The 24,169-nt window shown below is 61.8% G+C and carries 22 protein-coding genes; 14 read left to right on the top strand and 8 right to left on the bottom strand.

The window, feature by feature from the left end:
• Positions 1–87: 87 nt before the first annotated feature.
• The 3 genes from RIF72_RS12915 to RIF72_RS12905 all read left to right on the top strand — a co-directional run bounded on the left by RIF72_RS12915 (position 88) and on the right by RIF72_RS12905 (position 3,435).
• Positions 88–1,686 (top strand): M23 family metallopeptidase, encoded by a 1,599-nt coding sequence (locus RIF72_RS12915; protein ID WP_309075282.1) that lies wholly within the window; start codon positions 88–90, stop codon positions 1,684–1,686.
• A 121-nt stretch (positions 1,687–1,807) separates the two neighbouring features.
• A complete protein-coding gene (locus RIF72_RS12910; protein WP_309075281.1) occupies positions 1,808–2,290 on the top strand; it encodes a glutathione peroxidase in 483 nt (160 codons plus the stop codon).
• Positions 2,291–2,433: 143 nt separating this feature from the next.
• Positions 2,434–3,435 (top strand): phosphodiesterase, encoded by a 1,002-nt coding sequence (locus tag RIF72_RS12905; RefSeq protein WP_309075280.1) that lies wholly within the window; start codon positions 2,434–2,436, stop codon positions 3,433–3,435.
• Here RIF72_RS12905 and RIF72_RS12900 read toward each other — a convergent pair.
• Together RIF72_RS12900 and RIF72_RS12895 are read right to left on the bottom strand one after the other, a co-directional pair.
• Entirely contained in the window at positions 3,413–5,002 is a 1,590-nt protein-coding gene (locus tag RIF72_RS12900; protein ID WP_375164225.1) for a stealth family protein, read from the bottom strand. The two genes, RIF72_RS12905 and RIF72_RS12900, sit on opposite strands and share 23 nt — an antisense overlap.
• A 67-nt stretch (positions 5,003–5,069) precedes the next feature.
• The gene (locus RIF72_RS12895; RefSeq protein ID WP_309075279.1) at positions 5,070–5,990 is read right to left on the bottom strand and encodes a hypothetical protein; all 921 of its coding nucleotides are present in this window, start codon (positions 5,988–5,990) and stop codon (positions 5,070–5,072) included.
• Between the two features lie 145 nt (positions 5,991–6,135).
• Here RIF72_RS12895 and RIF72_RS12890 point away from each other — a divergent pair, with 145 nt between their 5' ends.
• Positions 6,136–6,435, top strand: coding sequence for a type II toxin-antitoxin system VapB family antitoxin (locus RIF72_RS12890; RefSeq protein ID WP_309075278.1), 300 nt, complete (start codon positions 6,136–6,138; stop codon positions 6,433–6,435).
• On the top strand, positions 6,428–7,105 hold the full coding sequence (locus RIF72_RS12885; protein ID WP_309075277.1) for a LytR C-terminal domain-containing protein: 678 nt from the start codon (positions 6,428–6,430) through the stop codon (positions 7,103–7,105). Before RIF72_RS12890 ends, RIF72_RS12885 begins: the two co-directional genes overlap by 8 nt.
• 36 nt (positions 7,106–7,141) lie before the next feature.
• Here RIF72_RS12885 and RIF72_RS12880 read toward each other — a convergent pair whose 3' ends face one another.
• Entirely contained in the window at positions 7,142–7,846 is a 705-nt protein-coding gene (locus RIF72_RS12880; protein WP_309075276.1) for a TetR/AcrR family transcriptional regulator, read from the bottom strand.
• A 48-nt stretch (positions 7,847–7,894) separates the two neighbouring features.
• Positions 7,895–8,893, bottom strand: coding sequence for a LacI family DNA-binding transcriptional regulator (locus RIF72_RS12875; RefSeq protein ID WP_309075275.1), 999 nt, complete (start codon positions 8,891–8,893; stop codon positions 7,895–7,897).
• A 105-nt stretch (positions 8,894–8,998) separates the two neighbouring features.
• On the opposite strand from RIF72_RS12875, the gene RIF72_RS12870 reads away from it, so the two are divergent.
• From RIF72_RS12870 to RIF72_RS12840, 7 genes are all read left to right on the top strand, one after another.
• Positions 8,999–10,120, top strand: a complete 1,122-nt coding sequence (locus RIF72_RS12870) for a Gfo/Idh/MocA family oxidoreductase (RefSeq protein WP_309075274.1) — start codon at positions 8,999–9,001, stop codon at positions 10,118–10,120.
• Positions 10,117–10,908: a TIM barrel protein gene (locus RIF72_RS12865; protein ID WP_309075273.1), complete on the top strand. Its 792-nt coding sequence runs from the start codon at positions 10,117–10,119 to the stop codon at positions 10,906–10,908. Before RIF72_RS12870 ends, RIF72_RS12865 begins: the two co-directional genes overlap by 4 nt.
• 105 nt (positions 10,909–11,013) lie before the next feature.
• The gene (locus RIF72_RS12860) at positions 11,014–12,015 is read left to right on the top strand and encodes a LacI family DNA-binding transcriptional regulator (protein ID WP_309075272.1); all 1,002 of its coding nucleotides are present in this window, start codon (positions 11,014–11,016) and stop codon (positions 12,013–12,015) included.
• 203 nt (positions 12,016–12,218) lie between these two features.
• Entirely contained in the window at positions 12,219–13,553 is a 1,335-nt protein-coding gene (locus tag RIF72_RS12855) for an extracellular solute-binding protein (RefSeq protein WP_309075271.1), read from the top strand.
• A 36-nt stretch (positions 13,554–13,589) separates the two neighbouring features.
• A complete protein-coding gene (locus RIF72_RS12850) occupies positions 13,590–14,537 on the top strand; it encodes a sugar ABC transporter permease (protein ID WP_309075270.1) in 948 nt (315 codons plus the stop codon).
• A 2-nt stretch (positions 14,538–14,539) separates the two neighbouring features.
• On the top strand, positions 14,540–15,436 hold the full coding sequence (locus RIF72_RS12845) for a carbohydrate ABC transporter permease (protein WP_309075269.1): 897 nt from the start codon (positions 14,540–14,542) through the stop codon (positions 15,434–15,436).
• Positions 15,437–15,502: 66 nt separating this feature from the next.
• Positions 15,503–17,041: an alpha-N-arabinofuranosidase gene (locus tag RIF72_RS12840; protein WP_309075268.1), complete on the top strand. Its 1,539-nt coding sequence runs from the start codon at positions 15,503–15,505 to the stop codon at positions 17,039–17,041.
• Between the two features lie 64 nt (positions 17,042–17,105).
• Here RIF72_RS12840 and RIF72_RS12835 read toward each other — a convergent pair whose 3' ends face one another.
• Positions 17,106–17,813: a DsbA family oxidoreductase gene (locus RIF72_RS12835; RefSeq protein WP_309075267.1), complete on the bottom strand. Its 708-nt coding sequence runs from the start codon at positions 17,811–17,813 to the stop codon at positions 17,106–17,108.
• Between the two features lie 158 nt (positions 17,814–17,971).
• Between RIF72_RS12835 and RIF72_RS12830 the strand changes: the two genes are divergently transcribed.
• Together RIF72_RS12830 and RIF72_RS12825 are read left to right on the top strand one after the other, a co-directional pair.
• Entirely contained in the window at positions 17,972–19,024 is a 1,053-nt protein-coding gene (locus RIF72_RS12830) for a glycosyltransferase family 4 protein (protein ID WP_309075266.1), read from the top strand.
• Complete coding sequence (locus tag RIF72_RS12825; protein ID WP_309075265.1) at positions 19,021–21,156, top strand: glycogen debranching N-terminal domain-containing protein; 2,136 nt, start codon at positions 19,021–19,023, stop codon at positions 21,154–21,156. Before RIF72_RS12830 ends, RIF72_RS12825 begins: the two co-directional genes overlap by 4 nt.
• A gap of 4 nt (positions 21,157–21,160) precedes the next feature.
• Here RIF72_RS12825 and RIF72_RS12820 read toward each other — a convergent pair whose 3' ends face one another.
• Genes RIF72_RS12820 through RIF72_RS12810 form a run of 3 tightly spaced genes read right to left on the bottom strand, consistent with a single transcriptional unit; the run spans position 21,161 to position 24,154 of the window.
• Positions 21,161–21,691, bottom strand: a complete 531-nt coding sequence (locus RIF72_RS12820) for a GNAT family N-acetyltransferase (protein ID WP_309075264.1) — start codon at positions 21,689–21,691, stop codon at positions 21,161–21,163.
• 5 nt (positions 21,692–21,696) lie between these two features.
• Positions 21,697–23,214 (bottom strand): glycoside hydrolase family 32 protein, encoded by a 1,518-nt coding sequence (locus RIF72_RS12815; protein WP_309075263.1) that lies wholly within the window; start codon positions 23,212–23,214, stop codon positions 21,697–21,699.
• Positions 23,207–24,154 carry a carbohydrate kinase gene (locus tag RIF72_RS12810; protein WP_309075262.1) on the bottom strand — a complete coding sequence of 316 codons (948 nt, stop codon included), beginning with the start codon at positions 24,152–24,154 and terminating at the stop codon, positions 23,207–23,209. Before RIF72_RS12810 ends, RIF72_RS12815 begins: the two co-directional genes overlap by 8 nt.
• Positions 24,155–24,169 lie beyond the last annotated feature (15 nt).

Genomic DNA, 24,169 nt, shown 5'->3' with positions numbered 1-24,169 from the left:
AAGCCTTTATTTCTCCCCTGATTCCCGCAACAATGGTGCTTGCACGCCAGGCTGGGGTTTGGTGCCGCTGGCTTTGGGGAGTGTGTTGTGGGCAAGCATCATGAATCAGACCGGGCAGTAGATTTAATCCGCGCCGTAGGCTTCCATCGCGTTCTGATCGCGGGAAGTCTCGCCGTCCTGGCTTTCTTTGCGCTTGGCTTCCAACCTCTGAATTCCGTCTCCAGCAGCAGCTCCAATGGCGGAGCACTGGCGCAGGGGGTGGTAGAACCAACGGCTCTGGGCACCCTGGTGCCGCCGGACGCCGAGACCTTGGTGATCGAGTCCATGCCGGAGCCTCCCGAACAAATCCCAGGCACGCCAATGGTCTACTTCGACCGCGCTTTGGTCCGCACTGTCAGCAAGGACGGATCCACAGGCCTTACCGTTGCCTCAGCCGGCCTGTCCCGGCCACCTGCCGGCAGTCTCTACTCGCCCCTCGAAGTCCTCTACCCGAGTTCCTCCTACGGGTACAGGACTAGCCCGCTGACTGGGCACGCCGGAGAATTCCACTGGGGCCAGGACTATGCAGCCGCCTGCGGAACGAGGGTCTATTCGGTGGACTCCGGTGTGGTGCGGGCTGTGGGATGGCATGTGTGGGGTGGTGGCAACAGAGTTGAAATCGAGCATGGCAATGGCTTGGTCACCACATACAACCACCTCCAGGCAATCGGCGTCACGCAAGGCCAATCGGTGCGGGTGGGCGAGGTCATCGCAGAGGTCGGGACCACGGGGTGGTCCACAGGCTGCCACCTTCACTTCGAGACGATCGTCAACGGTCTCCATACTGACCCCGCCAACTGGACACTGCTGCCCATCCGGCAGACTGATCCGCTGCAGACCATCGCCATGGTGAACTACCAACCCGGTGTTGGCAACGGCGCCTCGGGAACTCCGCAATGGGCTGTTCCTGTATCGGATGGAACCAACCGGGCCGTCATCGGTGGAGAGCACGAACACGACGAACCGCTTCCTGTTCCACCGCCGGCCCCGTCCGGAACCACTCCGCCGGCCACCACTACGCCGAGCAACCCTGGTGGAACTCAAACCACACCGCCAGCCACCTCGACGCCGGTTCAAACCACGACGCCGACCCCCTCACCTTCCGTGACGGCCACACCGACGCCAACACCGACAACCACTGCGACGCCGACTCCCACGCCGACGCCGACCACATCTGCGACGCCGACTCCGACGACCACCGCCACGCCGACTCCGACTGGCACCGCCACGCCACCGCCGTCGACCACTGCTCCGGAAACCAGTACCGTCCCGCCGACGCTGACGACGGCCCCGGTGGCACCGACTCTTCAATCGGCCATCGACCCGCCGCCCGCAGTTGTTGAACCGGCTCCGATCGCTCCCGCTCCGGCGCCAGCAGTGGTTGAACCGGCGCCAGTTGTGCCGGCTCCAGCGCCGGCAATAGTGGAACCTGCGCCTGCTGCGCCCGCACCGGTAGTTACCCAAGTCGTTGCTCCGCCGGTTCCTGCACCTCCGGCGGCCCCTGCGCCCGCACCCGTGGCTGTCCTTCCGACGTCGCTCCCGGTAGTCGTGCTTCCGCCCGGATACATCCTGATCGCACCGGACCTGGTCCAGCGCCCGGATGGTGTGATCGTGCCGTTGTCCACGCTGATCCTCCCGGCGCCCTAGGCCGTACACGCGCTAACGGCACGCGAGACGCGGGACACCCCTGCATTTCGCGGCCCAAGCCAGCTCCCGTAAGCTCGATGGCGGCAAACCCGCCAGACGACGTCGTCAGGAAGCGAAACCCATGTCCAGCCTTTACAGCATTCCCCTCACCTTCAACGATGGCACCGAAGCAGACTTCGGCCGGTTCGAGGGCAAAGCGGTCCTGGTGGTGAACGTCGCTTCGGAATGCGGTTACACGCGCCAATATTCTGGCTTGGAGGAGCTCTACGGCAAGTATCGTGCGCAAGGTTTGGAAATCCTCGGCGTGCCCTGCAACCAGTTTGGTGGCCAGGAGCCCGGCGCTGACCAGGAAATCGCCGAGTTCTGTGAACGTAACTTTGGTGTGTCCTTCCCCCTGACCAGCAAAGCCAACGTCCTTGGCAAGCAGCAGCATCCCCTCTTCGCGGAGCTGGCCCGAGACGAGGAAGGGCAGCCGGCCAAGGTGAAATGGAACTTCGAGAAATTCGTCATAAATCGCGGGGGCGAACTTGTGGCAAGGTTCCCATCCGCAGTGGAGCCTGACTCCGAAGACCTTGTAAAAGCAGTGGAAGAAGCGCTGGCATAAGGCCACCGATCCCGAAGGGAGAAAAAGTAATTTTCCAACATTCCGCCGGAAGTTAGCCAGTTGTTGGCTTGTTGTCTGGTTGGATTGGGACTACTGGATTGATACGGGAGGCGCCGTCTCCCACCAAACGCTAAGGCGAAGCTATGGAGCTCATCGAGGCCGAATACCCCAAACCAGGTCATGTGCTTTTGCACCTGAGCGATCTTCATCTGGTGGGTGGTCCGGGCACGCTTCACGGCTCAGTGGACAGCGCAGCCAGGCTCCAGGAGATCTGCGAGCAAATCATTGCCTCGAGGATCAGGCCCGAAGCCATCATTTTCACCGGGGACCTTGCTGACAAGGGTGAGCTCGAAGCCTACAAGCAACTCCGCGAGATGATTGAGCCTCTGTGTGCCTCTCTGGGAGCCAAAGCCATTTGGGCCATGGGCAACCATGACAACCGGGCAAACTTCCGTTCAGCGTTTGCCCATGCCTCCGCGGCCAGCAAGCCACAGGACCCCGTGGACCGCAGCTACTTCGTCAACGGGCTCCGCATCATCACACTGGACACCACGGTCCCCGGCCACCACCACGGCGAACTGTCAGAATCTCAGCTGGAGTGGTTGGCCTCTGAACTGGCTACGCCGGCACCGGACGGCACCATCCTAGCCCTGCATCACCCGCCCGTCCCGTGCGTGCAGGACCTTGCCGTGTTGGTGGAGCTGCGTGGCCAAGCCGCACTGGCCGCCGTCGTCCGTAACACTGACGTCCGCAGCATCCTTGGTGGCCATCTGCACTACTCAACGACTGCGAGCTTCGCAGGCATCCCGGTATCGGTTGCCTCAGCTACCTGTTACACCCAGGACCTGGCGGTTCGCGCCGGCGGACAGCGCGGACGTGACGGGGCGCAGTCCTACAACATGATCCACGTCTACGAGCACACGATCGTGCATTCCGTGGTGCCGATGTCCGGTGGCGTCACTGTTGGCGAGCCCCTGGACGCAGCCGAGGTTCAGCGGCGCCTGGCGGCGGCCGGCATCCGCATACCGCACGAGTCGCGGGTGGGAGCCCACACATCGCCAGGCACGCACACCTCGTCGCTCCCGCTTGTTTCTCCCGGTGGCGCTGCTTCTCCCGGCGGCCTTACTTCTCCCAGGGTGCCTTGACGGGGAAGTACTTCTCCAGGAAATCGGTCACCAGGTCGGCTCGTTCATTTGCCCCGACTTCGGGGAAACTGCCGTCGTTCAGGCAGAAGAAGTCCATGTGGCGCTTGGCCAGGAGCTTTGGCAGGTAGTGCAGTCCGGCCCACATGGTGGAGTCCACATACCTGACTTTGGCGCTGGTCTGCGTGACCGCGCGACCGGTAAGCAGGGCGTAGTAGTGGTAGAACGAGTTGGTCACCGAGATGTTGTCCGCTGCACGGAACCGACTTCCGGCGGTCTTTGCGAACTCGGCCGGGAATTCCTTCTCCATTTGGGCCACCACGCTGCGGCGCAGCGGCGCAGCCGTGTGCTCAAGGTGCCGGGTGGTGATCCGGCCAAAGCGCTCCCACAGCAGCTTGCGGTTCACGCGGGCTGCGTTCTCAAAGCCGCTGCGTTCGGCGTCATTCTCGCCCAGCCCGATGCGGGTGTCAGCTTCGATGAACTTGGTAATGCCACCGGGGGTGAAGAACATGTCCGGGCCCACGGGCCGGCCAAAGAACATGTCGTCGTTGGAGTACAGGAAGTGCTCTGAAAGGCCCTTGATGTGGTGCAGCTGGCACTCTACGGCCTGCGAATTGTGAGTGGGCAGCACGGAGGGGTCGGCGAAGAACTCCTCACTGCGAACAATGGTCACCGACGGGTGGTCGGCCAGCCATTCCGGTGCGGGGGAATCAGTGGCGATGAAGATCCGCCGGATCCACGGCGCGAACATGTGCACCGAGCGCAGCGCGTACTTCAGCTCGTTGATCTGCCGGAAGCGTGCCTCATGATCGTCGCCCTCGCCGAGGATAGCCTCGGCTTGCTGAGCGCGCCTCCTGGCAATGTATTCGGGGTCGCTGCCATCCACCCAGGAGAAGACGATGTCGATATCGAAGTCGATGTCGCTGGCATGGTCAGCGAACATGTTCTCGATGGTGGGCCAGGACAGGCCATGCCGTTGGACTGTGCCCCGAACTGCGTCCTGTCGCAGCATGGTGCGCCGGGTGAGGGAATTTTCCACCGGGAGTTCCAAATGATCGCCTTCGAACCGCCACAGCTCAAGCTGCACGCCCAGGGCCGGGCCATACCAGAGCCCGCCGCCGATCTCGACGCGCGGCCGGTACAAGCGGAAGATGCGGGCTTTTCGGTTAGCCGTGAGATCGCCGTCGGCCACCAACATGGAGGTCTTCTTCTTGGCGTCGACGGTCATGGAATAGAAAGGCTCATTCCGGAACGCCGTGACCAGTGCCTCGCGAACCTCCTTGCGTGATTCCCAGTCCACGGCAATAACGGGCCGCTCATCATTTCCACGCACCAGGATGAAATCAATACCAGCAGCGTCCAAAGCGGCCCTGACAGCCAGAAGATCGGACACCATGGCCTGTTGCGGAGTCAGGTCGCCGTTGACCAGGGCGTACCGCCCACGGTGACGGACGACGTCGGACCTGTGCCTAAGATGCGCGACGACGGCAGGCGAGATCGCCTCAGCAATCGCGTCCTCTTCAATGGACGGGCTGCCGTGGTAAATCGGATCGACCTGTGCTTGTGTGATGGCTGTATCTCCGGGATCGTTGCGGTGCGGGTTGCTTTAAGACTCTAAAACTATGATGCGGTGGAACTTAGATCGAAAGGGCTTCGCGCCAGCTGCGAAGGAAAGCGCCGCCGGCGTCGTCGTGGATCACGTCATCCGCCAGTTCAAGGTCGGCTGCCGTCAAAATGGTGTAGGGCTTGACCGGTACGCCGTCTGCGGGCCGGACGTCCACGTGCTTCACATCGTGATCGTTGTGGTGAAGCCAGTCTGCCATGGCGTAGTCCGTGCGGGAATCACCCACCGTCCGCCATGAAAGCGGAGTAATGCCCTGGGCCGCCAGGAGTTCAACCGCGCGACTCGCTCCGAGGTCCTTGCCCAACCGGACCGATTCGATGTCCGTGGAGATGATGGTGGGGTCCAAGCGGTAGTCCCCGGTGTCATCAGACTCGGGTGCGTGGTGGTCCAGGATGGCCGCGTTGAGCCCGTGGCGCCCCATGATGTCCAGGGCATCGGCGTCGAAGAGTTTCTGCTCGGCCAGGTAGTCCTGGCTTGCAACGTCCAAGTGCTGCTCCACCGAAACCATGGCGCGCTTGGTCTCGTCGAAGAACATGTGCGCTGAGTAGTCTTCAGCAACGAGCCTGCGGATATCGTCGCCGTAGGCCTTGGGCACTGCGAGTTCGTGGTCCACGTGGATGGGGCCAGGACCTCCGGCTGTGTAGCTGAACCACACGGCGCCCTTCTCGCAAATAGCGTGGATGACAGTGTCCGCCGGCATGCCAGCGGCAATCATGGGTTCCATGACTTGCTCGCTGATGAACGCGTCGGAGCGCCCCGTGTTGAAGATGACGGGGATCCCGGCTGAAGCCAAGGCCACCATGTCCGCGATGATGTCCGGCTTGACGTCGCGCGTTACAGGACTGGCGATAGGGCCATCGACATCGAGCAGCAGCGCCAATGCGGGTGTGGCGCGGGCAGCGGTCCGGTCAGTACCTTGGAGCGGTTGAGTCATGACCCCATTCTGTCAGTCCCGGCGGCTCCCATCACAGCTATGACATCTGTGACGCGCGACGACGGATAGTCACCTTTTGGCTACAACGTGCCTGTGCTGCGGGTCACAAGTTCCGTTCACGCGGCATCTTCCATAGGCTTGCAGGGTGATCTTTAAAGCTGTGGGCGAGGGACGCCCGTACCCTGACCATGGATACTCTGCGCCGCGGGACTGGGCTTCCCTGCCCCCGCGTCCTATCCGCCTCGATGAACTCGTTACTACCAAACGGACCCTGGATTTGGAGGCACTGTTGGCTGAGGACTCGACCTTCTTCGGTGATTTGTTTCCGCATGTTGTCCAGTATCAAGGCGTCATGTACCTCGAGGACGGGCTTCACAGGGCCGTCCGCACAGCGCTCCACCAGCGGACGGCCATTCACGCACGTGTATTGGTGATCGATGGCTAGCAAGCGCAGGCGTCCCAAGGATGTGACGCAGCTCCACGGCCACCATGTAGTGACCGGCGCGGAGCTTCGGGCAACCTTTGCCGAGGACGCCCAGGCGCACAAAGGCCGCTTCTGGCGGCGGTTGTTCCATGGAATCGTCCTGGTGCTGCTGGTGGGTGTCATAGCGGCCGGGGCCGTGGGTGCTTGGGCGATCATGAACGGCGTGGTGAAGGTTCCCAGCTCAATCGCCAGCAAAGCGCCCACCAGCCTCTGCCCCACCACAACATTCGACTACGTCCCGAACGAGACCGTGACCCTCAACGTTTTCAATGCCACGTCCCGCGCCGGGCTGGCCAGTACGGTTGCTGATCAGTTCACGGCGCGTGGCTACAAGGTGGCCTCGGTGGACAACAGCGATACCGCTTATTCAGGTATTGCCGTGGTGGTCTCCGGAGTCAAGGGCCAGGCCGCGGCGTTCAATATCCAGCGGAATCTTGCCGGAACGGACTACTTCGAAGATAACCGTGAGGACGAGTCCGTGGATGTCATCCTGACGCCTGGTTTCGAAGGCCTGGTGGAGCCCCAGTTGGTGGACCAAACCCCGGGGATGCTGCAGTGCCCGCGTGAGGACCTGCGGATAGCGGACAACTCCAAGTGGCCCATCGTCCCCACGCTTCCCGCAGATCAGTAGCTCGCGAATCAGTAGCTCGCTGGGGTCAGTAATCAGCTAGCTGGCGAGGGCGTCGTGGGCGGGGGATTCCAGACGCACCGGCTTGCCTGCCTCGTCGAAGCGGGCTCCCGCGCCCAATTGGATGAACCGCACTGTTTGCGCCGTGTGGAGTTCGAGGGCGGTGTGAGGCTCGACGTCGGAGGCCGGCGGCGGCGGGGGAGTCTCGCCGTCGGGCGTTCGGTTGCGTCGTGCGGCGCTGGCAGAAAGCGTTCCGTGGATGAGCCGCGCCAACTGGGCGACATCGGTGTTCGGCAGGTAGCCCTGCTCCACGCCGTCCTGAAGGATGTCCTGCAGCAGGACGTTCAGGTCGCCCACATGGTTGGCGAGCTTCGCGAAGGAACCGGGGGAGAGGACGGCGGCCATGGCCGGTCCTGGCGGCAAGTGGCGGCGGCTGAGATCCTCCACCTGGGCCCGGACATAGAGGGCAAGCCTGTCCACGGGGTTCTCCAAGGCAGCCAACGAGTCGCGGAGGTCCACGATAAAACGCTCGGTCTCATCCAAGGCGTACGCGATCAGCAGCTGCTCCATGTCCGCGTAATAGTTGTAGACCGCGGTGCGTCCCACGCCGGCGTGCCGGGCTACGTCCGTCATAGTGAGCCCAGGGAGGCCATGAGTGAAGAGGAGCTCCCCAAAAGCGGTCAGAATCCGACGTTGGGTCTCGGCGCGTTGGGCAGCATTAGTGGCGGCCGTGATCCTTGGCATATAGACACTTTACAGCGATCTGTCACTAAGAGCTGCGCAGCTTCGGCATCAGTTGCCTGCAGGAGCACGGGTTGTGGTTTTGCGGAGGACCAGATGCGGCGTTCGGACCACGCTGCCGGGTGACTTTGCCCCTTCGATCCGGTCCACGGCGCGGCCAACGGCTGCGGCGGCAAGGAGCGGAGCGTCCTGGCTGACTGAGGACAATTGGACGAAGCTTAGCTTGGCGAAGTGGCTGTCGTCATAGCCGAGTACCGATACGTCCTCGGGAATCCGGATCCCCGCGGCCCTGAAGTTCTCCATTATTCCGAGGGCCGACCTGTCGTTGAAGGCGATGACAGCCGTGGGCAGATTCTCCTGAAGGATTTGTCCGGCTCCCATGCCGTCCTCCTCCCCTGGGCCACCTGGAACAACCACGGGTTGCAGCCCGTGCCGGATCATTTCCGAGCGGTACGTCTCCCGGCGCCTGTCCGACGACACGGCAGCGCCGCCGTCGACGTGGACGATCCGGCTATGACCGAGGCTGACCAGGTGGTCAACGGCTATCGCGATGCCTGCGTAATCGTCGCTGCTGACCGAATCCACGAGGTCGCCCACGTTGTCGCGCAGGAGGCTCACCACCGGCACCTGGCGGGCGTGTTGTGCGAGGTCATCCGCGCTGAGGGTGGGAGCGATGATGATCAACGCCTCCGCGCCGACATCCAGCAGGGTCTCTATGGCGCGAGCCTCGGGCCTGCCGCTCGCTACCGCGCTCAGCGCTATTTCATAGCCCCTGGCGGAGGCTTCAGCGTACGCGGCATCCACAATTTCCGAGTGAAAGGGCTGTGAGCTGGAAAAGATGAGACCCAGGAGCTTGGTCCTGCTGCTCCGCAGCAGCCTGGCCCGGGAGTCTGCCCGATATCCGAGCTGGCGGGCCGCCTCCAATACTCTCTGCCGCGTCGATTCCGCCGCGCCGGGTGCACCCCGCATCACGATGGAAACCAAGGCCCGGGAGACACCTGCCACCTCGGCTACGTCCATCAAAGTGGGGCGGCGCTGCAATTCCGACATATTTCCTCCTGGGTGAAACAGTCTATAGAACGATCTAGACGTAGCGCGAACGGCATGTCAGGATGGTTCGACTAGAACGATCTAGAAGACTATTCAGGAGCTACCATGGGTTACCTTCAGCATCCGGTCAGTGAAGACCGGCCGGTTCGTATCGGACTGATCGGAGCGGGATGGATCGGAAGTTTCCACGCTGAGTCAGTCGCGCACCGCATCCCCAATGCACGGCTTGAGGCAATCGCGGATCCTGCCCTGTCCGCCGTCGAGGCACTTGCCGGCCGCCTCGGCGTTGCGAAGATCAGTAGTGACCCGGCAGATGTGCTGAACGATCCTGATGTGGATGCTGTTCTTGTAGCTGCGCCGGCGCGCTTTCATTCCGGGCTGATCGCCGCGGCAGCGCAGGCGGGTAAGCCCTCTTTCTGCGAGAAGCCGGGCGGCCGTACCGTGGAAGAACTTGATGGGGCCCTTGACGCAGCAGCGGCCGCAGGTGTGATCGTCCAGTTCGGTTTCAATCGACGCTACTCAAGTGACTTCGCCGCCGCCCGCAGGCTCATTGATGACGGTGCCATAGGAACGCCGCAGTTGCTGCGATCCTTGACCCGCGATCCCGGCAACCTGGACGGGATCGCCAACCCGGAGCGGATTCCGCCGGGCACCATCTTCCTGGAGACCCTCATTCACGACTTCGACACGTTGAACTGGCTGAACCCGGGAGCTGTCCCTCTTCGCGTTCATGCTGTGGCTGACGCGTTGGTCGCTCCTGAAGCAAAAGCGGGTGGGCTGTTGGATACCGCTGTGGTCACTGTGACCTACAGCAACGGAGCCATTGCTGTAGCTGAGGCAAATTTCAACGCACTCTACGGCTATGACGTGCGGGGAGAAGTTTTTGGCTCTGCGGGAATGGTGACAGCGGGAGGCCCGCAGGCCAGTACGGCCATGAGCTACACCGCCGCCGGCATCAGTGCGGCCACCGTCCGCCTTAACGTTGACCTCTTTCACGACGCGTATACGGCGGAACTCGCCCACTTTGTGGACTGCGTGAAGGCTGACCGCGATGGCATCCAAGCCCCCGCGGCCTTGGCTGCCGGCGGAACCGACGCACGGAACGCCCTGGCCGTGGCCCTTGCCGCCTCCCAGTCAGTTCAAACCGGGCTGCCGGTTGATGTGGCAACCATTGCCGTGCTGCGACCAGCCGAGCCCGCATTGCACACCGTAGGTGATGAAGCATGAGCTTCCGCTTGGCTGCCTGTGCTGAAATGCTCTACGGCGAATTGCCCTTGACGGAGCGTGTGAAGAGGATCCATGAGCAAGGCTTTGAGGTGGAGTTGTGGGACACCCGGGGCCGGGACATTGCGGCCCTGGCAGCAACAGGAGCCCGGTTCTCGTCGATGAGCGGCTATTTTGGGGGTAGCCTCACTGATCCCGCCAGTGCCGACGAGGTATTGGTATCAGCGGAGAAACTGATTCCTGTCGCGCTTGAACTTGGTATCGAGCGTATGGTTGTCCACCCTGCTGAGCTCGGGGAAGGCGGCCGGGCCGTCCGCCCCGTTCACCGATCTACCGGCGAGATGTGGCTGACCGGTAGGCGTACGCTCGAACGGCTGGCGGCATTGGGCGGGAAGCATGGAGTGGTCTTCGCCTTGGAGAACCTGAACACTGTGCTGGACCACCCCGGCATACCTTTGGCACGTGCGAAGGACACTTTGGCGCTGGTCTCGTCGGTTAACCACCCCAACGTCAGGATGATGCTGGACCTGTATCACGCCCAAATCGGGGAGGGCAACCTGATCGAACTTATCCGGGCGGCCTTGCCTTGGGTAGGAGAGATACAAGTGGCAGACGTCCCCGGCCGTTGCGAACCCGGCACCGGGGAAATCAACTACCGTGTCATCGCGACGGCTCTTGAGGACGCCGGATATAACGGCGTGGTCGGTCTCGAGGCGCAGGCCGCCGGAGGAGCCGGCCTGGAAGCAGGGGACACCGCGCTGGCGGCTTTCCGTGCGGCCTTTGAAGGCTAGCTACGAGCGGTGGGCCCGCTTGCTATGGGCGACAGTGCACTGCGTCCAAGCGCAGTAACTCGCGTAGCATCAAGGAAAACTGGTCAACAGCAGCTAGGGGGCGTCTTGCGCGCAACGGTCAAGGACGTAGCGCGCCGTGCAGGGGTCTCGCCTAAAACGGTATCGAACGTGATGAACGGGATCGTGCCCGTCAGCGGGCCTACGCGGCTCAGGGTTGAGCAGGCCATGGCGGAACTGGATTATGTCCCCAATCTCTCGGCACGCGGACTGCGCAACGGTCGTTCAGGTGTTATCGGGCTGGCGCTGCCGGATCTGGCGACTCCCTTTTCTGCGGAGATTGCCCAAAGCATTGTGGAAGTCGCCCACGAGCAAGGCTTCAGCGTGCAGATCGAGGAAACCGGCTCCGATCCGCACCGTGAGCGTGAGTTGATGACGCGTGCGCGGGCCAACCTCATCGATGGACTGATCCTCAATCCGGTGGTGCTCAAGGAGAGTGCCGTGCAGGTGGGCGTCGCACTGCCACCGGTAGTTCTCCTGGGCGAAGTTACGCAGCAACTGGCCGACCGCGTTTTTGTGGACAGCTTTGCGGCGGCGCGGGACATGACCCTGGCTTTGGCCAGGACCGGACGCCGGCGTATCGCGGTTCTGGGTGTCAATCGCGGAAGGCAATCCGCCACGGCGATCCAGCGGGCGGGCGGCTATGAGGCCGCACTCCAGATGCTGGGAATTGCCAAGGATAAGTCGTTGCTGATTTCCTGCGACCGTTGGACGCCTGCTTCAGCGGCTGAATCGTTGGACAAGTATTTGGACGCAAACCCGGTACCCGAGGCGCTGTTCTGTTTCACCGACTCCATGGCTATAGGTGCCTTGAATACCTTGTGGAAAAGGGGCGTGCGCGTTCCGGATGACATCGCGGTAGCCGGTTTTGACGACGTGATAGACGGACGGTTCGCGGTACCTTCGCTGACCACCGTGTCCTTCGACAAGCGGGCAATTGCCACGGAAGCCTTGCGTCTCCTGATCGAACGCATGTCCGACAGGTCCCATGGACAACGCTTGGTTGAAATCGCGTACAGCATAGTGGAGCGGGACAGCAGCAGAGGCTGAAAGCAGCACCGGGGACTTAACCGAGGGTCTGGAAATAAAGATTGTGCGCGCTAACAATTTCTCTTGCCCTCCCTATTACAACGATGTAATGTGAGACTCGCGTCACCCCAGGGCCACCTTTTACCCAAGCGTGGAGATGCACCGGAACCGGACTTTGCAGTGAAGCAGTGACCTTTCAGCGGACCCATCCAAAGGAGTGACGGGTGAAGCAGTTTGAATCTTTAACCGGGAAAAGCTTGTCCCGGAGACAGCTATTGACAGGATCAGCGCTACTTGGCGGCGGGCTTCTGACCGCAGGCCTTACCGGTTGTGGCGGACCCGCCGGAGCCGCATCCAGGCAGACCATCAACTTTTGGCATCTCCTCTCCGGAGGTGACGGCACCAAGATGCAGGCAATGATCGCGAACGCCAATCAAGTCAATGCGGGCTTCAGGGTGCATCCCACCGTGCTCGCGTGGGGGCCGCCTTACTACACTAAACTCGCCATGGCATCTGCAGGCGGGCGGCCACCAGAGGTAGCCATCATGCACGCCAGCCGGGTTCCCGGATATGCCCCCGGTGGCCTCATAGAACCGTGGGACTTGGGCTTACTGGCGGAGAACGGCATCGCCCCGGAGAACTTCGCCCCGCGCATCTGGGAAAAGGGACAGCAGGATGGGAAGGTTTTCTCCCTGGCGCTGGACTCCCACCCGTTCATCATGTTCTACAACACGGATGTAGCCGGCAAAGCCGGGCTTTTGGAAAACAACGGCCGGTTGCAGGAGGTGAGCTCCCCCGAAGAGTTCAAGGCCATGGCACTGGAGATGCAAAAGATCACCAAGGCACACGGATTGTCCTTCGGTTACCTGAATCTGGGGTCGCAGATGTGGCGCCTGTTCTACACGCTCTACAAGCAACACGGGGCGGAGATTGTGCTGATCCCCGGTAAGCCCATGGAGGCCGACCGTGATGCTGCCATTGAGTCACTGGAGTTCATGGCCTCACTCTTCGACGACACCATTGCGGCCAAGAGCGGTGACATCAATACCGGCATTGCAGAGTTTGTCCGGGGGGATGCAGGAATGCTCTTCAGCGGCGGCTGGGAACTGCCCACCATGAAAAAAGCCAACTTGCCGGTGGACGCCGTCACCATCCCTACCCTCTACGGCACGCCCGCTTCCTACGCGGATTCCCATTCCTTTGTCCTTCCGCGGCAGCTCGCCGTTGATGAGGAGAAACGGAAAGATACGTACAAATTCGTCAGCGACGTATTGAAGGGCTCGCTGTTATGGGCCGAGGCAGGCCACATCCCGGCCTTCCAGCCCGTCATTCAATCGCCGGCTTACCGCGAGCTCACGCCGCAGGTCCATTACGCCAACGCCGCGGACATCATCGCTTACGATCCCGAGGCATGGTTCAGCGGCTCCGGTTCGGACTGGCAGACCTACTTTGCCGAGCATATTCAGAACGTGCTTCTCGGACGCGACAAGGCAGTAACAGGGTGGGATGGCTTCGTGGCCCGCACCAACGATCTTCTATCCCGGCCCAACCCGGTCTGACCGGCACCAGCGCACCGAGCGACAAAGGAGTCCTTTATGAGTTCCTCTACAGCGTCCCGGCAGATCAGCCAACCGCGGACAACTCTCAGTCCTGGCGTCAAAGCCGGGTTATCCCTCAGAAGAAGAAGGGACAACTTGAACGGTTGGGCATTTGCAGCCCCCTTCCTGGTGTTCTTCCTCGTCTTCCTCATTTGGCCCATCCTGTATGGCTTCTACATGAGTCTCACGGGTAAATCCCTGACAGGCGCCAACGATAGCCTCATCGGTTTTTCCAACTATGCCGAAGCCTTTGCCGATGCCGGCATGTGGCGTTCACTTGGCAACACCCTGTACTTCACAGTTATCAGTACTGTCCCACTGGTGCTGGTTGCATTGGTGATGGCGGCGCTCCTGAACATCGGCCTTCCGGCCCAGTGGCTATGGCGGCTCTCCTACTTTGCGCCGTTCCTGTTGGCTTCCACGGTTGTGTCGTTGTTTTTCGTCTGGATGTACAACCCGCAACTCGGCCTGATCAACGATTTCCTGTCAAAGTTCGGAATACCAAAAGTCGGTTGGCTTAACGACCCCAACGTGGCCATGTGGTCAATCGTGATCGCGACACTTTGGTGGACAGTGGGCTTCAACTTCCTGCTGTATCTGGCAGCCATGCAGAACATTCCCGTACAGCACTATGAGGCGGCGTCCCTGGACGGCGCCGGCGCTTGGCGGCAGTTCTTCTCCATCACACTGCCGCAGCTGACACCGACCACCGTGATGATTGTGTTGCTCCAGATCCTTGCCTCCTTGAAGGTGTTTGACCAGATCTACCAGATGACCGCGGGCGGGCCGGGCGGATCTACCCGGCCAGTGGTCCAGTACATCTTCGAAACCGGGTTTACCGGATACCGGCTGGGATATTCGGCAGCCATCTCCTACATCTTCTTCGGACTGATCGTGCTGGTTTCGGTACTGCAGTTCGTCATCACACGTCGCAGGAGCGCATAGCCATGGCCATTTCCACCCTTACCCGTTCAACCCCCGCCACAGGTTCCAGCCAGGTCATACGCCAGCCGCGCAAGAAGTGGACAGTGGGCAAGATCGCGGCAGTGACGGTCGCCGCCTTCATCGCCGTGCTCTGGCTGATTCCCTTCGCGTGGGCGACGGTTACTGCTTTCAAGTCCGAAGCAGATGCCTCAGCCTCCAAAGTGAGCTGGTTTCCGCCGTCGGGTTTTACCTTTGATGCTTTCATCAATGTGTTCCAGGCCGGCAACATCCCGCTCTGGACGTGGAACTCCCTCTACACCTCGGCGGCCATCACAGCCATCACCCTGGTGATCTCCGCCCTCATTGCTTACGCCCTGTCCAGGATTGAGTTCAAAGGCAAGAAGGTCCTGATGGTGGTGATTATTGCGGCTATCATCGTGCCTCCACCCGTGCTGATGATTCCGCTGTTCTACCAAATGCTCGCATTGAAAATGATCGACACGTCCTGGGCCATCATCCTGCCGCAGGTCATCCACCCCGCCATGGTGTTCGTCCTCAAGAAGTTCTTCGACCAAATCCCTCATGAGCTGGAAGAAGCGGCTGTGATGGACGGTGCCAGTCGCCTCCGAATCTTCATGCAGATCGTCCTGCCGTTGTCCCGGCCGATCCTGGCCGCCGTCGCGATCTTTGTCTTCATTGGTGCGTGGAACAACTTCCTCTGGCCCTTCATCTCCACCAACGACGACTCCCTGCTGACCCTCCCCGTCGGCCTGCAAACCATCAAGAGCGCCTATGGCGTGCAGTACGCGCAGAACATGGCATCCGCATTGCTCGCCGCACTTCCACTGATCGTCGTTTTCCTCTTCTTCCAGCGCCAAATTATCAAGGGCGTTGCGACGACGGGACTCGCCGGAACCTGACCGGCAGCCTTTCGCCAACCACCAGATTCAGAACACAACAGTTTCAGAACACAACCAAGGAGATACATGTCCCGCGCACGCATCAGCCTCGACCGCGACTTCACCATTGGCGAGGTACCCCGACGACTCTTCGGATCCTTCGTGGAGCACATGGGCCGTTGTGTCTACACCGGCATCTATGAGCCCGGGCACCCCGAGGCTGACGAGAACGGCTTCCGCCAGGACGTCATGAAGCTCGTCAAAGAACTCGGCGCCACCGTCATCCGGTACCCCGGCGGCAACTTCGTTTCCGGATACAACTGGGAAGACGGAATCGGCCCGCGCGAGAACAGGCCCCGCAGGCTGGACGGAGCCTGGCACACGGTGGAGAGCAACGCCTTCGGGCTGCACGAGTTCGTGGACTGGTCCAAACAGGCCGGTACGGAAATCATGGAAGCCATCAACCTGGGAACCAGGGGAGTGGACGCGGCACGCGAGATCGTGGAGTACGCCAACCACCCGGGAGGGACCCACCTGTCCGACCTCCGCGCCAAGAACGGACACAAGGACCCGTTCAACATCAAGCTCTGGTGCCTCGGCAACGAGCTGGATGGTCCGTGGCAGATCGGCCACAAAACCGCCGAAGAATATGGCCGGCTGGCACAGGAAGCCGCCAAGGCCATGCGGTTCGTTGACCCCTCCATTGAGTTGGTGGCTTGCGGCAGCTCCAACTCGCGGATGCCCACGTTCGGCGCCTGGGAACAGACGGTCCTGACGCACACCTATGACGAAGTGGACTACGTTTCCCTCCACGCCTACTACTTCGAAGAGGAAGGCGACGTCGGAAGCTTCCTGGCCTCCGCCGTCGATACCGATTACTTCATCGAATCAGTGATCGCCACGGCGGATGCCGTTCGTGCCAAGGGCAAGCACAAGAAGCACATCAACCTGTCCTTCGATGAGTGGAACGTCTGGTACCAGCGCGGCCTGGACACGGAGGACCAGCCGCACAACGTGATTAAGGCCGGATGGCGGGAGCACCCGCGCGTCATTGAAGACAAGTACAACGTCACCGATGCGGTGGTGGTGGGTACCCTGCTGAACTCGCTGCTCCGCCATGGTGACCGCGTGAAGATCGCCAACCAGGCCCAACTGGTCAACGTGATTGCGCCGATCCTCTCGGAAGAGAACGGACCGGCGTGGAAGCAGACAATCTTCCACCCGTTCGCGCGGATGGCCGAGCTCGCCAAGGGCCAGATCCTGCGGCTCTCGGTGGACTCGGACAAGTACTCGAACAACCGTTTCGGGGACACCGACCTCGTGGATGTCAGCGCCACGTGGAACGAGGAAACGGGCCGGGTAGCACTGTTCTTCGCTAACCGCGGCTTGGAAGAAGCTGCCGACGTCGCAGTGGCCCTGCGCGGTTTCGACGCCCGCCAGGTGCTCCGCGCCGAGGTCCTTGAAATCCCCGAGGACGGCGACCGCTTCACCATCAACACCCAGGACCAGCCGGGCCGTGTTGGCTTGACGGCTCTGGAAGGTGTGAAAGCGACTGGTTCGGAGCTGCGCCTGACGCTGCCCGCCCTGTCCTGGGCCGTCGTCGAGCTTGACGTGGTGAAAGCCTAGCGACGCACCCAACTGAGTAACAGATCAGGTCGTTCTGAGCGCTGGGAACGACCTGATCTGCGACTTACTTGGGTTCGATGCTGCAGCCGTCCGGCCCGCAGGCCTCGGCATCGGAGGCACCCACGGGGATCAGCGGGTTGGCTTCCTGCCATGCCTGGTTCAGTGCTTCGCTGAAAAGATCAACCGGCTGGGCACCGGAGATGCCGTACTTGCGGTCGATGACGAAGAACGGGACCCCGGTGACGCCGATGGCGCGGGCCTCGTTGATGTCGAGGTTGACCGCATCCGTGTATTTGTCCGAGGTGAAGAGCTCGGCAACCTCGTTGGCGGGCAGATCAAGTGCTGCGCCGAGTTCCGTGAGGTACTCCTGGTTGCCGATGTCCTTGCCATGCTCGAAGTGATCGCTGAGCAGGCGTTCCTTCGCGGCGTCCTGCCGTCCATGGGCGGCGGCAAGGTGGATGAGGCGGTGGGCGGTGAAGCTGTTGGCCACCACTACTTGGTCGAACCGGTAGTCCAGGCCCTCTTCCTTGGCGGTCTCCGTGACGTGGCTGAACATCTGCTTGACCTGCTCCGGAGCCATACCTTTGCGCTTGCTCAGGTAATCCAGCTCCGTGCCGTCGTAGTGCTCCGGGATGGAGGGGTCAAGCTGGTAGCTCTTCCACTCGATGTCCACCGAATCGCGGTGCGGGAACTGTGCCAGGGCGCTCTCAAAACGGCGCTTGCCGATGTAGCACCACGGACACGCGACGTCTGACCAGATCTCAATCTTCATGTTGGCTGCAACGCCCTGACGTGGCCCGACATTCCGGGAGCCTGCTGTTAGTTTCCTCACCTGCCCAAAGGGTGTTGCCGGGGCGGCCGCTCAAGAATATGTTGGAAGCAGGTTATGCAGACAGCCTATGGGTTGGGGGTCTACACAGAGAAGATCTCGTGCGCATCGGACTCATAGTTGGACCTTGGTTTACCGTACCGCCGGAAAAATACGGCGGAACAGAGCGTGTAGTGGATGCGTTGGCGCGGGCCTTGTCCGACGCCGGCCACGAAGTCCTGCTGGCAACGGCAGCGGACAGTTCTTGCCCTGTGCCCCAAATCCCGGGCTTTGGTCCAGCCGTTCCGGAGGACCTGGGGCTGAGTTTCAGCGAGTTGGGGCACGTCATCAAGGCCTACGCGGAGTTGCGGGACGTGGACATCATCCATGACCACACCTTGGCCGGCCCGCTCTATGCGCACAGACCACCGTGCATCCCCGTAGTCACCACCATTCACGGACCTTTGTCGCCCATCTACGCGCGGCTCTACCGGGACATGGCCCAGGACACCGCCATCATCGCCATCTCCCACGATCAGTGCAGCCGGGTGGAGGACCTTGAGATCTCCGCAGTCATCCATCATGGGATCGATCTCTCGGCAGTGAGCGTCGGCCGCGGAGCCGGGGAATACGCCTGTTTTGTGGGCCGTATGTGCCCGGACAAGGGGCTGATGGAAGCAGTAGTCATCGCCCGGGAAGCGGGTGTTCCCCTAAGAATTGCGGCAAAAATGCACGCCCCGGATGAGCAGGGCTACTTCCACGACGTGGTGCAACCCGCTTTGGGATCCAACGAAGAGTTCCTGGGCGAACTCTCCGATCCCGAGAAATACGAGCTGATGGGTGATGCAATGGCGCTGCTCAACCCGATTCAATGGCACGAACCGTTCGGCCTGGTGATGATTGAGGCCCTTGCCACGGGAACCCCGGTTCTGGCCACGCCCATAGGGGCCGCCCCGGAAATCGTCAGGCATGGGGTCACCGGTTTTATAGGGTCTGCCCGGGATCTGGCCGACTCCATTGCCCGAATCCCGAACCTGAGCCGCGAGGCGTGCAGACGCTCCGTCGAGGAGTCGTTCAGCGCTCAACGGATGGCAGCCGATCACCTGGACCTCTATGCCAAAGTGATCGAACGATTCCAAGCAAGACCTCTTCCCGAGGAGGCCTTCCGGCCATGACCGCTTGGAACGAAGACACCGAAGCCGGGGCGTCCGAACTGGGTGCCGTGACCGTCGTCGAGGGTTCATCTTTTTGTATTTCCTCGCACTCGGGAGACATCCACGGCGGCGGCTCCCAAGGTACCTACTATCAGGACACGAGGATCGTTTCGCGCTGGATCCTGAGGATCAACGGCGCACTCAGGGAACCTCTGGTGGCACGGAACCCCACTGCCTTCCAAGCTGAGTATGTGGGCCGGGCATGCTCCGCCGACGGGAGGTTCGACAGCCCCCTGGTAGTTCAGCATCAACGCCACGTCGGGGCAGGCCTGCGGGACGACATCACCATCAGGAACTACTCAGGCCAGGATGCGCCCTGCGAGATTGAACTGCTGATCGACGCCGACCTGGCCGACCTCTTCGACGTCAAGGGCGGCCGGACCCACAAAGCAGGAACGCCTACAAGGAAAGCACACAAGAAGGAACTGCACATCGAATCCTTGCACTCCAGCGGCCAACGCAGGGGAGTCGCCTACCGGGCCTCCGGAGCCAAGGTGTCCGAGGACGGACTACGGTTTCACATCAACATCCCGGCACGCAGCCAGTGGTCAACCAGTATCATTGCCCTCCCGTTGGTCAACGGAAAGGGGCCCAACGATCCCTTCACCGAAACCACCCCGCTGCACCACACTCCGGGCGTTCGCCGCCACGTTGCCTGGGAAGAACACGTTCCCCGGATCGCGGTAACAGACCGGAATGTGGAGGAAGTCCTGGAGCGAAGCCAACGCGACTTGGGCTCGCTGCGCATCTTCGATCCCGAACATCCGGACCGGGTGGCCGTGGCGGCCGGAGCGCCTTGGTTCATGGCACTGTTCGGACGCGACTCCCTCCTTGCGTCCTACATGTCACTCATGGTGGACCCGCGCCTGGCGGCCGGAACCCTGCAGACCCTGGCCGCGCTCCAAGGCAGCAAAGTGGACGTAGATTCCGAGGAAGAACCCGGGCGCATCCCCCACGAGGTCAGGCTCGGCGTCACCGCCGGACTCTCACTGGGCGGGACCGCCTACTACGGAACCGCAGACGCGACGCCCTTGTTCGTCTCGACGCTCGGCGAGCTCAGCCGGTGGGGCCTTGGTGCGGACATCATCGAGTCCCTGCTCCCGCACGCGGACCGCGCCATTGAATGGCTGGAACAGTACGGGGACCGCGACGGCGATGGATTCATCGAATACCAAAGGCCCAACGAGCACGGGCTCGTGAACCAAGGGTGGAAAGACTCCTGGGACGGAATCAACTTTGCCGATGGCCGCATGGCCGAAACTCCCATAGCCCTCTGCGAGGTGCAAGCCTATGCTTACTCAGCTTATGTGGGACGGTCCCTGCTGGCGCGCGCGGCGGGCGATACCGCCGTCGAGCGCCGTTGCGCGGACCGCGCCGCAGCGCTGAAAGCTGCCTTCAACGACGCCTTCTGGCTACCGGACCGGGGCTATTTTGCGCTGGCACTGGACAAGGACAAAAAACCCGTGGACTCCTGCACATCCAATATGGGGCACTGCCTGTGTATGGGGATAGTGGACGAGGACAAGGCGCCACTTGTGGCGGAACGGCTGATGTCCCCTGAGATGTTCACGGGGTGGGGCATTCGCACCCTGGGCTCCGATATGGGCGCGTACAACCCCGTCAGCTACCACAACGGTTCCGTCTGGCCCCACGACACCGCACTCGTTGCCACGGGGCTCATGCGGTACGGCTTCGTGAAGGAGGCCAGCCGGGTTGCGAGCGGACTGTTCGATGCCGCCGAGCACTTCGGCGGTCAGCTTCCGGAGCTTTTTTGCGGCTTCGACCGTGGAGATTTTGCGGAACCGGTTCCCTATCCGACGGCGTGTTCCCCGCAAGCGTGGGCGGCTGCGGCGCCCGTTCAACTCGCCCGGATCCTACTGCGGTTCGACCCCGATTTCACCCGTAACGTGCTGCACCTGGCGCCCATCCTGCCCGACTCCTTTGGCACGTTCAAGGCCGACAACGTGCTGCTGGGGCGCTCGCGGATCACCATCGAGGCCTCTGGTTCGTCCGGAAGCGTGACCGGGGTACCTGCCGGTCTTGAGTTGAGGTCCGATCCCCGGCCGCCGTTGGCGGGGGACTTGTTCGGGTAGTTTCCTAGAGCCCGCACTCCATGACAAAGTCGTGCTCCACCGTGTTGCCGAGCTTGAACGACTTGGTGCCAACCCGCTGGAAGCCGCTTCTCTCATAAAAGCGGATGGCCTTCGCGTTCTCGCTGTTGACGCCGAGCCACACCCCCGCTGCGCCCTTGTCCGCTGCATCGGCCAACGATGCCTGGATGAGCCGGGATGCGGCACCCTTGCCGTGGTGGTCGGGGTGGACGTAGCACTTGCTCAGTTCCGTGGACGGGAGCGCTGAGAGCACCGAGGCGACGTCCGGGTCGCTGGCCGGCTTGGCAATCAGCATCGTGTACCCGTTGAGCTGTCCGTCGTCGTCGAGCACCAGAACTGTGATGTTGGCGTCGGCGAGGTAATCCTCGAAGTTGGCCTCGCTCAATGTCTTTTCGAGGTGTGCCTGGATGTCCTCCGGTGAGGAGCCGGGCGGGCATGCCAGCGGGAAGGTGACGGCGGCAAGCTCAGCCAGCTTCCCGGCGTCGTGCGTATTTGCGGTGCGGATGGTTTCAGTCACGTGAGTCAGGATACGGCCGAGACCGTGAGTTTACGTACTATAGCCGTGCCACCCTCCACGCTGAGTTGGGTGCGCAGGTTCCCGGGCTCGGGGAACACCAGATCGGTCAAGACAACCTTGCCACCTTGCGCGAAGACCTCCACGGAGCCGTGGTCGATGATCACGCGGAGCCGGAGCACGCCATCCTCAAGGGTCACGGGGGCAGACTCTGCTGATGCAAACTTTTCGTGGAAAGCGGTGTTTCCGGAGCGGCGTCGATCCAGGGTCAATTGCTGGGTGACGGCGTCGAAGCTGACAAGCGTTGCGGCATTCCCGTCCGCTGCGCCGAGAAGGCTCAGGGTGGTTGTTCCGGCAGATCCGGGCAGGATATCGGCGTCAATCACCTGGACTGAAGCAGGATCTGCGTGCGGCAATGCCACCCTGGAATCACGAATTTCCTGGTCCTCCATGGTGTAGATGGTTGGCCCGAGGTCAGCTGGCAGAACGGGGCGTTGGACCAGGCGCGGCAGGCCGTCAATGGTGGCGAGCTCAATCTCGCGGGCAAGCGACATACTGGATCGCCACGGGAACGTTGGCAGGGAGTTGGCGTAGTCCCAGTTATTCATCCAGCCGATCATGATGCGGCGGTTGTCCGGAACATTGCTGAAGGAGACTGCTGCGTAGTAGTCGCGGCCCCAATCGAGCCATAGACAGTGCCTCAGGTTGGTATTTCCGTCAGCAACCAATGAATCGCTGTCCGCGGTGAACTGAACCCCATCGAAATGGCCCACGAAGTACTGCCCTCCCGATCCTCCTGCTACGGCACCGGGGTTGATGTTGACCACCAGGACCCACTTCACGTGATCCGGGTTCCCGTCGACGGGGAGGGGGAAGAGATCAGGACATTCCCACTCGCCGCCCGTGGCATTGGCAGGCCCGAACGTGCTCAGGTACTCCCAGTCCTTGAGGTCGGCCGAGCGGTACAGGACCACCTGTTGATGCTGCGCTTCCACTGCCACCATTACCCAGAAGGAACCCGCCGAACCTTGGTAACGGAACACCTTGGGGTCGCGGAAATGGGCGGAGCCGCGGTTCAGGACCGGGTTCCCCGCGTATTTCTGCCATGTCATGCCCGCGTCCGTGGAGAAGGCAAGAGACTGCGCCTGAGTCCCTTCATATCCCGAGCCTTCCTTGAAAGCGCTGGTGTAGATGGCAACCAGGGCGGGGTTCTCCGGGCTGCCGAAGCCGGTGGTATTGCCGTTATCCACCACAATGCTCCCGGAGAACACGTCCTCTTGCTCATCACAGGGGATGGCCACGGGGTGCTCGTTCCAGTGAAGAAGGTCCTTCGACGTGGCATGGCCCCAGGACATGTTGCCCCAGACGTTGTCGAAGGGGTTGTTCTGGTAGAAGAGGTGGTAAAGGCCTTGGTAAAATACGAGCCCATTGGGATCGTTCAGCCACGTGCTGTTGGCGGTGTAGTGAAGTGCCGGCCGGACGGTGTGTTCTGCGGGAGCGGCAGTGTGAGTGGTTGTATCAGTCATTGGAGTTCTTTCCGGAAGTAGCCGCCAGTTCAAGCGATTCGGTCAGTTCGGTCCGTGTGGGCGGGTTGGCTCCGTGCCGCCCCACGGTGATAGCCGCAGCGAGAGAGGCTGCGGTGCCCAGACGGGTGAGCTTGGCGGCGTCGAAATCGCCCTGAGGGTCCTCGATCAGCCCTGCAATCAGGGCGGACATGTAGGAATCGCCGGCTCCGACGGTATCTTTGACCAAAACAGCGCGCGCCGGCACGTGGACGTGGGCGGTCTTCGACCACAGGAAGGACCCGGAACCGCCGTCAGTGATGATCGCCGCTTCCGGCCCAAGGCCAAGAAGGTGGTGCCCGACGGCGGTGGGGGACCGCCGGGGGTAAAGCCACTGCGCGTCTTCTGAACTGAGTTTCACCACGGTGGCCAAGGCTGCAGATTCTTCGAAGGTCCGGAGAGTTGCGGCATGGTCGGGGAGCAGCGTCGGGCGAATGTTGGGATCGTACGTAATCAAGCCGGGGAACGACTCCAACAACGTGCGGACCTGCTTTGCTCCTGGGTCCAAAAAGGTAGCCAGCGAGCCCGTATGCAGCACCTTTGGGAGAACTGGGGGACTGAGATGCGGGAGCTCCCATTGAATGTCGAAGTCGTATTCCGCCGAGCCACTGCTGTCCAGGAGGGCCGTGGCCGTGGATGTCCTCGGCAGGTTCCCGGCCCCCGGCAGCAGGGACACTCCGGCGCTGGCCAGATGCTCTTGGATTCGCACACCGCGCGCGTCCTTGCCCAGTGCGGTGAGAAACGAGGTGCTGACACCCAACCTGCCAAGCCCGAACGCAACATTCAGTCCTGAACCACCGGGGAACTCGACGGCTCCCGCTGCGGTGTCAATGATGTCGATGAGGGCCTCACCGACTACCAGGACATCCGTTTCAGGGCAGGAGGGGACAGGGCGGCTGTGCATTTATGGTCCTTTGTG

This window comes from Paenarthrobacter sp., assembly GCF_031180005.1.
Lineage (GTDB): Bacteria > Actinomycetota > Actinomycetes > Actinomycetales > Micrococcaceae > Arthrobacter.
This window is presented reverse-complemented; position numbering and strand designations above follow the sequence as displayed.